Raw genomic sequence first — 13,338 nt, 5'->3', positions numbered from 1 at the left:
TCAGAGCTCCGCGTACTGCGTTGAGAGGTCGTTGACGCGTTGCAGTATTTCCATGCCGAGGCCCTCGTAGTCGTCGGCTAGGCCGGCGCTGCTCGCCGCCCCGGTGGATACCCCGGCCGTTTCTGGTGTGGCGCCCGAGCGCAATGCGTCCAGCCGGCGTCGTTGGGCGACCTTGCTGGCGGATTCCAGTTCGTAGGCCATCAGTCCATGGCGGCGGCCGTCGAAGGTAGCCGCGTCCGAGTGGCGGATGATGTTTCGGAAAACGGGAGCGGTGCCGCCAAGGATCTGGTTGACGGTTTCTTGCACGCGATGGGCGATTCGAGTCGAGGAGCTTCCGAGCCCGAACCGCACTACCCCCCCGAGCATCAGGTGCGGGTTGTCGGCGCGGGCCAGTTCGAATCGGCGGGCTACCACGGATAGGCCGTCGATGCTGGCGTCGTCGGCGCGGATGGGGATGATGACTGTTCCGGCCACACGCAAGACGGCGTCCATCGCGGTCATGTCCACCGGGGGTGCGTCGATGAGGATCAAGTCATAGCTTTGTTTCAAACTCGTGATCTCTGCGATGAGGGCGGCGTGCAGGCTTTGGGTCGCGGCGTTGGACGCGAAATATTTGTAGATGCGCTCAAGTGCGTATCCCCCTGCGATGAGGTCGACGCCAGGCCGAACGTTCTCGTAGAACGGGGGCCTGGCGCTTGGCGCGCCGGGCAGCATCAGGGCAGCGGCGTGCGCTTCACCGTTGCCGGCTATGAGATCCTCAACGGTTTCCCACTCCCCGACTGGTAGTCCGAAATCTCGTGCGCAGTTACCTTGCATGTCGAGCTCAACCAGCAGCACCCTGTAGCCGGCGGAGCCGAACAAAGCCGCCTCGTTGGCGGCCAAACTCGTTTTGCCCACTCCCCCTTTCCCATTCGCGAAGGCGATCACGTGATATGGCGACGGCACAACGTCGACCATCCGCGCAGCCAGGTCGTCCGTGGCTATTGACATTGACGCAACCTCCCAATCGGCGGCCTAGCTGAACAAACACAACACGTTGATCCCCCGCGCCCTGAGCGCGCTCGTCGCACGCAGCGTATTCGCGGGGTGAGCGCGTGTCGAGCGCGACACGCCCGCGATTGTCATCGCGGGCTACGCAGCGAACCAGATCGCGAGTAAACAAGCGCCCGACATCGCGTGTTGCAGTGCGTCGGTGCACGCGATGGGATCGCGAGACTCATCGCGTGTGAGCACCCGAGGTAATTCGCTATATGTGCCGCGGCTCAGCCCGCGTGTTCAACGCGCGGAACCACGCTAGATGACAAGCGGTGAGAAACGCGAGCAACGCCGCGCTAGACCACGCGAGTCCAACGCGTGGGTAAGAGCGATTTGACAAGCGAGGTTTTCCGCGCGTTTTGGGGCGATCTAGTGGGCGCGGTATAAAGCGTTGCTACGAGCGTGGTCATTCACGCGTGTTATAGCGTGGCATGTAGCGCGGTTCGCCGCGATGCTGATGGCGAGGTAAATGGCGCGGTATTGCGCGAGGTTATCGGCGAGGTGCAGCCTGGTTACCTGGGCAGATGGCCCTGAGCGTGGGGGTTGAAAATGATGGTCGCAGTGGACTTGGGATGTGCAGTCGGCGGCCTTTACCCCGGGGCTGAGTTTTCAAGTCCGAACACACGTGGCGCTTAACCGGCGGCCGGCGATTCAGCGACCTTCTCTGGGGGCGGGCTGCAAATTGCTAGACCCGGTTCGGATGTGTGCGCCGGAGCCGGATGCCTGCGGACCAAGTTGATTCGGTAACTCCGTACTGGATGGGCCGCGAACCCGTCCATGCGTTTTGTCACTGGGAACAACGCCTGTGACAGGCCAGCCGGGCCGGGGGTTCCCGGTGGGCCGGCGGCCTTCACCCGGCCAAAGCCCTACAGCTGGCGGGACGCGAAGATCGGGTGAATGCTCGGTGACCGCCGAGTTCTACGGGCTTCAAGGGGGAGGGGATCAGCTCGTGAGTGTGCCGATGTGACCAGGGGTCATATAGAGGCTCAGGGCTTGGCGATATTTCTCGGCCGCCGCCGCGAGATCCGCATGGGCGGCGATGAGCAGTAGGTTGCTTTCTTCGGCGGCGACCAGCCGCGCACGCAAGTCGGCGTTCTCAGCGTCTAGCCGTGCCTTATCGTCCTCGGCAGCAGCCAACCGGGCACGCAACTCGGCATTTTCAACACGCTCGGGGGGCTGTATGTCTTCGTCCGGCCCGCCCGCGGGCACAGCGCTGGGCGAGGAGTGGTGGTCGCGATCAAAGACGTCGGCGTAGACGTACCAGCGCAGATTGTCAGGTCCTGGCCTGGCCCAGCCAGGTGTGTCGCCGCGTTTTACGGCTCGCAGAAGGGTGCGACGGTCCACACCAAGCCGCTGTGCGGCGTCGCTGAGCGACACGTACGAGCGATCGGGATCCGGCTCGATAGGTACGCCAGCCGGCGGCTGTTTCCAACCCGCGAAAGGTGTCACCGGTCCTCTCCTTCGCCACGAATGACCAAAATGACCAAAGTGACTAGGCAAAGTCTACCCCGGACCGCTCGACACAGCCTCGTATGTGCTACCGCGAATGCCTAAGCCTTTTGTACACTTTGATCATCACGTCACATCATCAGCCCAGCTTTGAGGAGACAGATCCGGTGGGTGCTTCCAGCAAACGGCACTCTCAAAAGGCCCAGCGCACCAAGCTGCTCGGCATCCGGCTGTTCCCCGATGAACACGTCGCCTTCAAAGATTTCGCCGACGGGCAGGGCGACGACATGACCGAACTCGTCTATGAGGCCCTGGCCGCGAAGTATCCCCACATCTTTGGTCGCTCCCGAGCCATCCTGGCCTAACGGCTGCTTGCCAGCGCGCGACGCTGGTCAGGAAATTGTTCGGCGCGAATGTGCCAGTGATCCTGGCGGGGATCGGCACTGCAGCCCTATTGTCGCGGGCTATGAGCCGTTGGGCGCACCTTGTGGTCGAAGAGCTGGTCGGGGGCATCGCCGAACTGCTGGGCCAATCGCCTCCCGCGCTCGAGGTCGCGGTCCCGGGTGAACCTGCAGGGGGCCGCGACGCGCAGGGGGCCGGCGCGAGGGGGGCGCAGGGTGGCCACTGAGGGTCAGGTGGTGGAAGCGATCCGCCACATCCAGCAGTACCACGGCGATTGGCGAGGGCACCTCAACGATGAGGACTACCAACGGTTAAACGAGATCCTGCGCGCCTCCGAGGTTGATCCGGGGCATTGGCCCAACCGCATTGACCACTACGTGCCCGACACGCTGATCGGGGTACTGCGCAATCAGTGGCCCGACCTGTTCAACGGGCCCACCCTGGTTGATCCCCCCAAGCCGGCGCCGGCACCTCCCGCACCGCCGCCTGGGCAGCCGCCGGCGGTTTCACCACCCGGTGAAACACGGCCGCCGGGTGCTCCGCCCACCGACGACATCAGCGGTGCGGCAGCAGATGCGGTCAAGCGACTTGATGCTGCATTGGCTCGCAACCGCAACGCGTTAAACGCTGCTGACGACCAACTGGCAGACGCGATTTTGCGCGCCAAAACCAAAAGCGATGAGGGCAAAGCGACGTTGCAGGGCCTGCAGCAATCGATCATTGATCGGGTAAAGGAGCTCGGCCCGACGCTGGACACACCGGCCGGGCAGCGAGAACTCGCCGAATTTCTGCAGGGCAAGAACGCCGAAATCTTGAACGTGGTAAAGAATGCCGGCCTCGATTCTGGGTCACAAGCGCAGATTCTGGATGGTTTGGCTGCGCGCTACACCGCGCTGGCTGGCGCCGGCGAGCACCCTGATGGCGATCCCTCACCCAAACAGACCGGCAACGGCACTCCCGTCCCGCCAGCGGCCGAAGCCCCGCCCGCCTCCCCAGCAGCAGCCGCCGGGGGCGGGGATGGAGGCGACCCCTTGACCAACGGGTTAGGAGCGGATCCGATGATGTCGGGCTTGGGGGGCTTGGCACCTGCGATGGGCGCGTTGGGCGGGTTACCAGGCGCGCTCGGCTCGATGATGCCTTTCGGTGGGGGCGGGGGAGGTGGTCTGCCGTTGGGCGACCTGGGATCCGGCATCGGCGGCGCCCTGCGCGACGGCGCCTATCATGACCGCGACCACGACCACGACGACGCCGACCCGCTCAGAGATCATCCCGCGCCGGGCACCAAGCCCGCCGGCGAGGGTACCGCGAGCAAGGGCGATGGCACCCATCAAGGCGATCCCACCACTGAGCCGGCGGCCGGGGCCGGCGGCTCAGGGACTACTCCGGTGGCCGCTGCGGGACAAACCCCGCCCGCGGGGCAACCAGCAGACACGTCGGTGAAGTTGCCTGACGGCCGCACACGGATCGCGAGCAACGTGGCGCTGGCCAAGGCGGGCCGACAGGTGCTCGAGGGCGCCAGCATCGACGATGCCTTTCCCACCGCGGGTATCCAACTGCCGCCGCTGGGCTCACCGGTCACCGCAGCTATCAGCCCGGGCCGTCTGCAATTCGGCGACATCGGCGAATACAGCGACCACCGGGTGATGGCGTTGGGCGACAACGAGGTGTGGGTCAACGGGCAAGTGACCCCGCTCGAGCAGCTGCAGACCGGACCCAACTTTCTAGGGTGGCAACGCCTGCCAGCACCGGCGGGGCCGCCACCGGCCCCGGCCCCACCGGCGGCCTTGGCAGGCGTCAATGGCGCACCGCACTAAGTGGAGGGCAACTGTTATGTCAGACATGCACGTACGACAGGGCGCAAGCAACCTGGTCCGTCCCGAACATTCCAGCGCCGAATTTAGGAAGGGGGTACCGTTGTGGCCGTGAATGAGCAGGCATTACAGGTCGATCCGACTCAGCTCATCCAGTGGGCGATTGCCCATGAGCAGGCCGCTGACGCATGCGCGGCCGCCCGGGCCGAGCATCCACGCACCGTGGCCGCTGCGCAGTCGTGGGGGCCACTGTTTCATGAAGCCCGACGTGCCACGGTGGAGGCGGTCAATGCCCGCGAGGCTGCACTTTTGGCCGCCGAGCAGCGCCACCGAGCGATGGCCGACGAGCTGCGGCGCAGTGGGGCCGAATTCGAGGCGATGAACGCCGCAAACCGGGCCAATTTGACGATAACGAGCGATTAGAAGGCTTGAGCGAGGATGTTCGAGGCTGCCGACTCCGACTGCGAGACCGCGGTGTTTGCAGCGGTAAGCCGGGACTCGGCGATCGTGGTCAGCGTGGGTCGGCGTGGCAACACCGTGAAGGTTCAACTAGAAGCGGCGGCTATGGAGCTCAGCGACGCCGAGCTGGCTACTCGCATCATGCACTTGAACACTCTGGCCCATTTGCGCTCGCAGCTGGCGCTGCGCGTGGAGATGGAAAACAACCGCGCCCAGCTGTGCACACCGTTGCCCACCGAAGAAGACGTCCAACGCTACGAAGCCTGGATTGACTTCTAGACGGCAAGAAAAGGGGGACAACGGTTTTGGCAGCAACGACGGCAGCTCAGGGCAGCGCAGCGGCCTTGACCGCCAACACAGGTGCCCTGCCCGCGGTGGCCGCACAGCTGACCGCAGCCGCCGATGACCTGGCCGCCCTGGCGGCCAATCCGATGTTCCACCCGCCGCTGGCTTCCGATGAAACCTCCGGCAGCGTCGCGGCGCGCCTCAGTGAGCACGGTACGGTCCTGGCCTCACGGGCCGCCGACGCGGCGGCGGTGCTCAGCAGCGCCGCCGGCGCCATTGCCCAGGCTGCGCTGGCCTATACGGCGATGGATGCGGCCAACCAGACCGTGGTAGCTCTCAGCGGCGATCCGGGTACCCCGCCCCTGCCATCGGCCCCACCGGCGGTCACCGCCGATGCAGTGGCGGCCGAGGTGCCGATGCTCCCGCCGCTACCGCGTCCCGGGGAAGTCACCGCAGCGATCATGGAGGCCGGCAGCCCCGAGGCCGGGGCCGGATTCATCGCCGCGTGCGCGGCCGTGTCGCAGCAATTCCGCAGCAGCGGCGCCGTGGTGCGCCAGGCCGCCGCGGAGGTCGGTGCGAATCTGCAGGGACAAGCCAGTCCCCGCATCACCGCCGCCTTGAGCGGTTTCGCCGATTGGGCCCACACGATGGCTGATCACGCCGATGCCTTGGCGCGCTGGGCCGCCGGCCACGGGACGCGATTCGCGAACACCCAGCAGCAGACACCGAAAACGATTGAGTTCACCACCAGTCATCGCGAACTGGCGCACGCCGCCGCGTTGTTTGCCAGTCATCCTGGGCCTTCGACCGCGGCAGCGGTCAGTCGGGCGCAGTCGGCGCTGAACTCGTTAAACCAGCGCACGCTGGTCGTGGCCGCCGGATACCACGCCGCGCCTGCTCCTCTCACTCCACCGGGACACCCACCGCCCGCGCCGCCGATCGTGGCCGCCCCAGGCCCGCCAGGGCAGCCGCCGTCATCGCCGACACGGCCCCAAGGCAGCCCACGAGACAGTCGTGGCGGCGACGATGATGGCGGCGGCGGGGGCGAAGATGGTCTTGACGACGGTGAACTGGGCCTGACTGGGGACCCCGCACTCAACCCGGGCGCGCAGGCCTTCCCGGCAATGGCTTCGGTGCTGCCGAGCATGCTGACCGGCGCGCTGGGCGGGGCGATCGGGGCGGCAAGCCACATCCCGCAAAGCATCGGCCAGCAGGTACAGGGGCTGGCATCGCAAGCGATGCAGGGATTGGGCGGGCTGACCTCGGCGCTGGGCGATCCCGCAGGCGAAGTCGACGGCCGCACCGACCCCACGAGCGGGCCGGGTGACATTGCGCCCGCGGGTGCGGGAGGTGGTGGGGAGACCACGCCGGCCGCGGCGCCCGGTCAGTTGCCTCCCGCGGCAAACAGCATGTTCGCGATGAGCGCTGCACCCACAACGGGGCTACCGTCGGGCGCCGCGGCAGGCGGCGCGGCCGCAGCCGTGCCGCCGGAAATGGCAGGAGGCATGGGTGCGCCCATGATGATGCCGATGGGCGCAGGGATGGGCGGCGGCGGCGCCGCCGCGGGGACACGAGCGCTCAAAGAGCCCGACAAGACCATCGAAATTCCCCCGCAACCCAATTCCGAGCCCGTGAAAGGTGAGGCTGTGCGCCGGCATACCGCTGTGGCCGACGACGCACCACCATCTGGGCCTGCTGGAAGGCCGGTAGCGGTGAAGGTCACTTCTCGCCGCCGCCAGATTGAGGTTCCCGAGGACGGAGGAACACAGTGACGGTGTATGAGTATCCGGGATATCAGGCCGACGCCGATTTGACGGCGAGCGTCATTACGCGGCTGGAACGTGTCCAGACTCTGTTGAGCAAAGTCATGGATGAACTTGACAAGATCCAGGTCAGCGCCGAGGGCGCCGACGGCGATGTTGTGCTATCCGTCAACCACGCGGGCCAGCTCACCACATTCTCACTGGCCGAGGGCTGCACGGTCCGCTACACCAACTTCGCGCTGGAACACTTGATCAACACCACACTGCGCGAAGCGGTCAACCAGGCCAACGAACAAGCGCAGGCTGTCACCGGCGCAGACGGCGAGGAGGAGCTCAGTGCGGCCATCGACGCCTTCGCCGACCCCGACAGTCATATCTGGTCCTCGTGAAGACACCCCGAAGCGTAGCCCAATGTCGGATCAGCAACTTACAGTTAAGCCATGACCTCCGAGGCACCTGAGCAGGGCATCGACCCCGCAGCGGTGGCCGCGCAGCAGCAGGTATGGGCACGCCCGGGCACGGCGACGCTGCAACCCCCACCCGCCCCGACGATCCAGCCAGCCCCGCCGCCACCGGTACCCACGCCTGGTGTACCGGTGCCGAGCGGTGGGCGGCGCCGCGGTGCAACCCTGATCCTCACCGCGCTCGCCCTGACGCTAGGCAGCGCGGCGATCATCATGGCCACCATCAAACTCACCGCACCGGCCCCCACACCAACCACCATCACGATGACCGCACCCCCACCCAGTTACACCGCTCAAGAGGCAGCTGCGGCCAAAAAGGAAGCCTGCGACGCCGTAATGACGACAGACGCGGCGATAAGCGGTGCGGAGCAACGGCTTGTCAGCACGCTGCACGATCGTGGCTCCGAGGCATATCGCTTGGCGCTGGCGAATTTTCAGCTCGTCGCAATAACTGAAACGGACTACATCCGCTCCCACATTCGGCCGGCGACTCCCAAAAACGTTGCCGACGCGATCAACGATGGCATCAATGCCTTGATCGCGCTGGTGGAGGCCAATACCCGCGAACTACCCAACGAGCAGATCAGCCCCTTTGTTGCTCGCGTCCACCAGACCGGAGACCGCATGGGCGAGGTGTGCGAATAGCCATGAACACCAACAATGTGATCCAGCTCTTCCCGGCACCGGCTGCGGCTGCTAACACCAATTCAACCGCCGCAGTCGGCGAGCTGGCGATCGGCGCCCCAGCCACCACGGCCGGCTCGCTGGCCGGTGCGGGGGCACATGCTGGTGCGGTCGCCTCGATGTGGGCGCCGCTCGCGCCGCTCAGCGCCGGCACCGACCAGCAGTTGACGCACGCCGGTGCCGCCGTGGCCCAACACGGCACCACAATCGCCCACACCAACGATCAAGCGCTGGCCGCCACGGCGGCCACCGACGAGCAAAACCGCGAAGAGCTCACGCTCCAACCGGCGCCGGGGTGGTTTTCGGTATGAGCATCTACGCGCCTCCGGCGCGACCGACCACTGTTCCTACGGGATCCCCACCGCAGCCGCCGCCACGGGCCCACCGCCGCCGTAAGGGTCGCGGGACGCTGCTGGCGGCGGCTGGCGCGGTGATCGTGTCCGCTATCGCCGCCGCCGTCAGCGCTGCCGCTCTGGCGACACCGGCCAAAGTGCCCGTGCACACGGTGATCGTGTCGGCGACGTTCACCGCCGAACAGATCGGCGCAGCGAAGAAACAGGCATGCGACGCCTGGGCGATCGCCTCCGAAGTGTTGGCGCAAGCGGCTACCGCGGTCGCCGACGCACCTCGCGGCTGGACGGACCCAGTCAAGCAGCAAGCGCTGGCGGCCGAAGCGAGGAGCACACTCGTCGAGACTGCATACTTACGCAGCAATATCAGACCGGAGACGCCGGCCGAGCTCCGTAAGCCGCTGGATGACTACCTGGTCGCGACCTCCGACCAGGAGGACGCCACAACGCACATGCGCGGACACGCCCGAAACGATGCGATAGACCGGGTAAACGACGCGACCGAGCGGGCGAACGTCGTCTGCGGGATCAGCTGAGCATCTGCGCATGATGTGAGGCGGGGACACGGTGGTGGGTAATCAAGCAACGGTGGCGGGCGGCCCGATCGGGCACCTGGTTGTCACACCCGACATGGTGCCCCCGGCACCGGAGCCCTACGAGGCGAAAGCTGCGGCCTATACCGCCGAGGCAGCACGCATCGAGGAGATCTATCAGCGTGTCCGGGCGGCCAACACGCTGCGCGAGCAATCGGCACAATCCGTCGGCTTCAACGAAGGCCACGAAGTCAACCGCCGGTTGGCCGTGGATTTGTTACGGCTGCGGGACATGAACAGCGGTGCCGCCAAGATGTATGGCGGGATGGCCACCGTGTTCCGTAACATCGCTACCCACCACCAGTCGATCATTCACGACGCAGAACAACAAGCCGCAGCCGCCAAGAACGCGGTGCAGCTGCAGGCGATCATTGCCGAGCATCACGCCTTCGCGCGCAGCGTCACGGCCAGCGGCGTCGAGGCGGCCGTGGCCCATCACACCCACTTCCAGCGAGAACACGGTCAGGACTACACCGCCCTGGTCGCAGGGGGCCACGGCTTCCCCGACGACCCCGTGCTCCCTCAGCCCGACCCCCGCCGCGGCATTGCCCGGCCTGTGCGCAATGGAAAGCCCAAATCTGACGACGACGGAGGCGACGAAACACCAGCCGCCGGGAGCAATCCGGCCAGCGCCCATGGCAAGCCCAAGCCCTGGGCGACGCAGACGGACCCCAACAGCCCATCGCCCGTCGACCAATTACCGGCAGGCACGCCCGCAGAAACGCCCTTCCCAGGCGGCCTTATGCCTGGGATGCCAGCGTCGGGAGGCTTTCGTTCGGCGGGTGTGGGTGGTGGCATGCCGAGTGGCGGGGGATTGGGCGGTCTGCCAGCAGGTGGCGGCATGGGTGGCTTCGGAGTAAGTAATCCGTTGTCGGGGTTGCCGTCCGGGGCAGGTTCACCCGGCGCCGCGGGGGGCGGTTTGGCGGGGATGTCCAGTGCTGTTGGCGGTGCACCGGGCGCGGCCGGTTTCGCCAATCCGTCGGCGGCCTTTTCGCAGGGTCTAGCGGCGGGCGGTGGGTCGGGTGTGGCTGTGCCGCCATTGCCGCCGGCGACAACTACTGGGGGACCTGCGGCTGGGGCGGTCGGCGGGACACCTGCCAGCGGTGTTCCTGCGGCGGGTGTCTCCTCTGCGGCAGCGGCGTCACCCGGTATCGCGGGGCCTGGCGCACATGTGGAATCTGTGGGCGGCGGGGGAGCGGCCGGGGGCACTGCTGCTGCGGCGCCGATGATGCTTCCACCTCCGGGCATGGGCGCCCCGCCAGCCGCACCGGTTGCGGGGGGCGGGCCAACAGCCGGAGCACTAACTAGCGCCGCGGGCAGCGGCGGATCTGGCGGTAGTGCCAACCCGGGGACGGCGGCCGCTGGTAGTAGTGGTGGTGGTGCGGCGCTGGTTCCAGCCAGCATGGTCAGCAGCCAAGGCGCCGGTGCGCCGGTTGCGCGGGGGCGCGGTGAGTCCCCCGAATTGACCGCGGCCAAGAAGTTGGTGCGGCAGCTGCGCCGCGACTGCGACGCCGCCGGGTACCCCTGTATCGACTGGGCGGTCGGGGTGTTGCGTTCGGAGGCCGATGGTTCCACCGAGGTGGTGTTCACTTCGAACGAGGGCTACGGCTACATCCCGTGGGGTGTGTTCGTGCCACGCTCGGCGCGACTGCTCACCGCTGATCCGTTGGCCGACACGGCTTTTCGACAGCACTGGTTCGGCTGGCATGATCCGGCGCCAATGTTTTTGGCGTACGCGGGTTTACGTGCACAGCGCGGCTCTCGGCTGGTGGCGCTCGCGGTGACTGAACGCAGTGCGGCGCTACGTGGTGCTAAGTTCGAATGGGCCGTTTGCCCAAGGGACACTTCGGATTCGACAGTTAACACCACGCAACCAGGCGATATGCACCTGCACCGCCTCGAGGTGCAATTCCCTGACTTGTACGCGAGGATCGTACGACTCGCCACGCACAGTGAAAGCGTAGTGGTGAACCAGGTGGTCGTGCCGCTGGCCATGCAGATGGTAGATGCCATTAAATGCGGGTCGGCGGGCGTGGATTGCCCCCGCCAGCTACGGGAAATGTGGGATGCGCTCGGTTGCGGCGATGAGATAGCTGAGGATGCCTGGCGGGAGTTTGAACAGGCCGCCGACCTGTACTACGTGACGTCGGGTGCAAGCTCGGGACGACCGGGTTTTGCTGGCGATGGTGGGCTGCTGGACACGTCCGGCCGTGACCTGTACCGCGACCAGTGGCTGGTTGCGCGGACTATGGAGGTGGTACGGGGCTGGGCGCGACGGCCTGTACCGGTGGCCGACATGGTGTACGCCGCAGCAGCCGGCTACCCGGGTGATTTCCGGGAAAAGCTTGAACCAATGCTGGACCTCCTGGAAAGGCAAGCAGAGGGCGTGGATCGGCGGCCGCCCTCGTCGGGATAGAGCAGTATTGTCGCGGTCCGCGGCTTGGGTCGCGCGCATGACAACTGCGAGAGGTAGTGGTCGGCACGGTGCTGGAATTGAGTTTCGTGCAAAGGGTATGCCCAGGCTAGCGGGGGTGCGGGCGGTTTCGGTACGGTGCGGGTGTGCCGTTGAAGTTGGCGTCGAAGACGCAGGTGAGTGGCCATTTTTTTGTGCGGCGTCGGTTGGGGTTCGCGTTGTTGCGCCGCTCGGTCAGCATGGAGGTGGATCCGGTTCGTTGGCAGCGCACGTTGTTGATGTTGTCGGCGGTGCTGGGCGTGGTGTTGGTGGTCGGTGCCTTTGTGTACGGGTGGTTTCGACCGGCCGGCGTGGTGGGGAACTCGAAAATCGTGGCCGACCGCCGTTCGGGCGCGTTGTATGTGTCGGTGAATGGGCGGCTGCATCCGGCGTTGAATCTTGTGTCGGCTCAATTGATTGCAGGTGAGCCGGATGCGCCGACGTTTGTGTCGGGCGCCGAGATTGCCAAGGCTCCTAAAGGTGCGTCGGTGGGGATCATCGGTGCGCCGGTGGAGGTGCCGGCGGTGCAGTCCCCGGAAGTAGCGCGGTGGGCGGTCTGTGATACCGCGCCAAGTTCGGTGGGCGGCGCGCCGGTGGTCACGGGTATCGACGGGGAGTTGGCTTTGGGTCAGCAGGCCACGGAGCTGGGTGGTGACGCCGCAGCGGTGCTGTCCTACCAGCAGAGGGCCTATCTGGTGGTCAGCGGTGTGCGGATGCCGCTGGATTTGGGTGACGCGGCGGTGACCACGGCGTTGGGTCTTCACGCGGCGGCGGCCGCGCCGATGTCGCGGGCGCTGTTTGATGCTTTGCCTGCTGGGCGGCCGCTGGTGGTGCCGGTGGTACCGGAGGCGGGCGCACCGACGCGCGTGGACTTGGGCGCGAATCTGGTTGTCGGGACGGTGGTGGCCAGCCGCGACGTTGCTACCGGTGCCGACCAGTTTTACGTGGTGCTCGGCGATGGTGTGCAGCCGGTTTCGCCGGTGGTTGCCGCGATGCTGCGTCACCAGAATTCCTATGGTCTGGCCACCCCTTTGGCGGTGTCGCCGGATCGTTTGGCCCGCGTGCCGATCCGTCGTGTTCTTGATGTGGATCATTATCCGAAATCGCCTGTGCGGCTGGCAGATACGGGCGCTCAGCCGGTGACGTGTGTGGCGTGGCGTTGGGGAGTGAATGAACGTCAGGCGCGTTGGTCGGTGATTACGGGCGCGGGTTTGCCTATCAAGGCCTCGCAGCAGGGGCATTTGGTGAGTTTGGTGGGTGGCGGCAGGCAGGGCATTGTGGCCAATCAGGTGTTGTTAGGCGATGGCGCGTCGACTTTCGTCACGACGACGGGGTCTGCGGTGGATTCTCCTGCGCGCGAGACGATGTGGTTGATCGCGGCGACCGGGACGCGGTACGGGGTGGCTTTTGATCAGAACACGATGCAGGCGTTGGGGTTGCAGGCGTCGCGGGTGCGTCCGGTGCCGTGGTCGATGCTGCAGGTGTGGGCCTCGGGGCCGGAATTGTCGCGGACGGCCGCACTGACGGTGCATGACTCGTTGGATACCGGTGCCGCCATAGTGACTTCTACGACGGCGGCGGGGGGATAGCA

The 13,338-nt window shown here is 66.3% G+C and carries 14 protein-coding genes; 12 read left to right on the top strand and 2 right to left on the bottom strand.

Features of this window, described 5'->3' with window-relative positions; translation table 11 throughout:
* Both AC5Y2L_RS17650 and AC5Y2L_RS17645 read right to left on the bottom strand, forming a co-directional pair.
* The gene (locus AC5Y2L_RS17650; RefSeq protein WP_499936940.1) at positions 1 to 990 is read right to left on the bottom strand and encodes a ParA family protein; all 990 of its coding nucleotides are present in this window, start codon (positions 988 to 990) and stop codon (positions 1 to 3) included.
* A 987-nt stretch (positions 991 to 1,977) separates the two neighbouring features.
* A complete protein-coding gene (locus tag AC5Y2L_RS17645; protein ID WP_499936941.1) occupies positions 1,978 to 2,484 on the bottom strand; it encodes a hypothetical protein in 507 nt (168 codons plus the stop codon).
* 167 nt (positions 2,485 to 2,651) lie between these two features.
* Here AC5Y2L_RS17645 and AC5Y2L_RS17640 point away from each other — a divergent pair, with 167 nt between their 5' ends.
* The 12 genes from AC5Y2L_RS17640 to eccB all read left to right on the top strand — a co-directional run bounded on the left by AC5Y2L_RS17640 (position 2,652) and on the right by eccB (position 13,336).
* Positions 2,652 to 2,849 carry a hypothetical protein gene (locus AC5Y2L_RS17640; RefSeq protein WP_499936943.1) on the top strand — a complete coding sequence of 66 codons (198 nt, stop codon included), beginning with the start codon at positions 2,652 to 2,654 and terminating at the stop codon, positions 2,847 to 2,849.
* 101 nt (positions 2,850 to 2,950) lie between these two features.
* Complete coding sequence (locus tag AC5Y2L_RS17635; RefSeq protein WP_499936944.1) at positions 2,951 to 3,112, top strand: hypothetical protein; 162 nt, start codon at positions 2,951 to 2,953, stop codon at positions 3,110 to 3,112.
* The gene (locus tag AC5Y2L_RS17630) at positions 3,102 to 4,700 is read left to right on the top strand and encodes a DUF4226 domain-containing protein (protein ID WP_499936946.1); all 1,599 of its coding nucleotides are present in this window, start codon (positions 3,102 to 3,104) and stop codon (positions 4,698 to 4,700) included. The genes AC5Y2L_RS17635 and AC5Y2L_RS17630 overlap by 11 nt, the downstream gene beginning before the upstream one ends.
* A gap of 108 nt (positions 4,701 to 4,808) precedes the next feature.
* On the top strand, positions 4,809 to 5,120 hold the full coding sequence (locus tag AC5Y2L_RS17625) for a type VII secretion target (RefSeq protein WP_499936947.1): 312 nt from the start codon (positions 4,809 to 4,811) through the stop codon (positions 5,118 to 5,120).
* 15 nt (positions 5,121 to 5,135) lie between these two features.
* Positions 5,136 to 5,435, top strand: a complete 300-nt coding sequence (locus AC5Y2L_RS17620; RefSeq protein WP_499936949.1) for a DUF2694 domain-containing protein — start codon at positions 5,136 to 5,138, stop codon at positions 5,433 to 5,435.
* Between the two features lie 65 nt (positions 5,436 to 5,500).
* Positions 5,501 to 7,213, top strand: coding sequence for a hypothetical protein (locus tag AC5Y2L_RS17615; RefSeq protein ID WP_499936950.1), 1,713 nt, complete (start codon positions 5,501 to 5,503; stop codon positions 7,211 to 7,213).
* On the top strand, positions 7,210 to 7,593 hold the full coding sequence (locus tag AC5Y2L_RS17610) for a YbaB/EbfC family nucleoid-associated protein (RefSeq protein ID WP_499936951.1): 384 nt from the start codon (positions 7,210 to 7,212) through the stop codon (positions 7,591 to 7,593). Before AC5Y2L_RS17615 ends, AC5Y2L_RS17610 begins: the two co-directional genes overlap by 4 nt.
* Positions 7,594 to 7,644: 51 nt before the next feature.
* Positions 7,645 to 8,313 carry a hypothetical protein gene (locus AC5Y2L_RS17605; protein WP_499936953.1) on the top strand — a complete coding sequence of 223 codons (669 nt, stop codon included), beginning with the start codon at positions 7,645 to 7,647 and terminating at the stop codon, positions 8,311 to 8,313.
* A 2-nt stretch (positions 8,314 to 8,315) separates the two neighbouring features.
* Entirely contained in the window at positions 8,316 to 8,663 is a 348-nt protein-coding gene (locus AC5Y2L_RS17600; RefSeq protein ID WP_499936954.1) for a hypothetical protein, read from the top strand.
* Entirely contained in the window at positions 8,660 to 9,238 is a 579-nt protein-coding gene (locus AC5Y2L_RS17595; RefSeq protein WP_499936956.1) for an Rv2240c family protein, read from the top strand. The genes AC5Y2L_RS17600 and AC5Y2L_RS17595 overlap by 4 nt, the downstream gene beginning before the upstream one ends.
* A gap of 34 nt (positions 9,239 to 9,272) precedes the next feature.
* Entirely contained in the window at positions 9,273 to 11,711 is a 2,439-nt protein-coding gene (locus AC5Y2L_RS17590) for an EspK C-terminal domain-containing protein (RefSeq protein ID WP_499936958.1), read from the top strand.
* A gap of 143 nt (positions 11,712 to 11,854) precedes the next feature.
* The gene (gene eccB / locus AC5Y2L_RS17585) at positions 11,855 to 13,336 is read left to right on the top strand and encodes a type VII secretion protein EccB (protein WP_499936960.1); all 1,482 of its coding nucleotides are present in this window, start codon (positions 11,855 to 11,857) and stop codon (positions 13,334 to 13,336) included.
* The last annotated feature ends 2 nt before the right edge of the window (positions 13,337 to 13,338 follow it).

It is taken from the genome of Mycobacterium sp. NGS66 (assembly GCF_059812225.1).
This window is presented reverse-complemented; position numbering and strand designations above follow the sequence as displayed.

Bases quoted from the DNA above. Each gene is read 5' to 3' on its own strand.
- AC5Y2L_RS17650 (WP_499936940.1), bottom strand. From the start codon at position 990: ATGTCAATAGCCACGGACGACCTGGCTGCGCGGATGGTCGACGTTGTG.
- AC5Y2L_RS17635 (WP_499936944.1), top strand. From the start codon at position 2,951: ATGAGCCGTTGGGCGCACCTTGTGGTCGAAGAGCTGGTCGGGGGCATC.
- AC5Y2L_RS17620 (WP_499936949.1), top strand. From the start codon at position 5,136: ATGTTCGAGGCTGCCGACTCCGACTGCGAGACCGCGGTGTTTGCAGCG.
- AC5Y2L_RS17605 (WP_499936953.1), top strand. From the start codon at position 7,645: ATGACCTCCGAGGCACCTGAGCAGGGCATCGACCCCGCAGCGGTGGCC.
- AC5Y2L_RS17600 (WP_499936954.1), top strand. From the start codon at position 8,316: ATGAACACCAACAATGTGATCCAGCTCTTCCCGGCACCGGCTGCGGCT.
- AC5Y2L_RS17595 (WP_499936956.1), top strand. From the start codon at position 8,660: ATGAGCATCTACGCGCCTCCGGCGCGACCGACCACTGTTCCTACGGGA.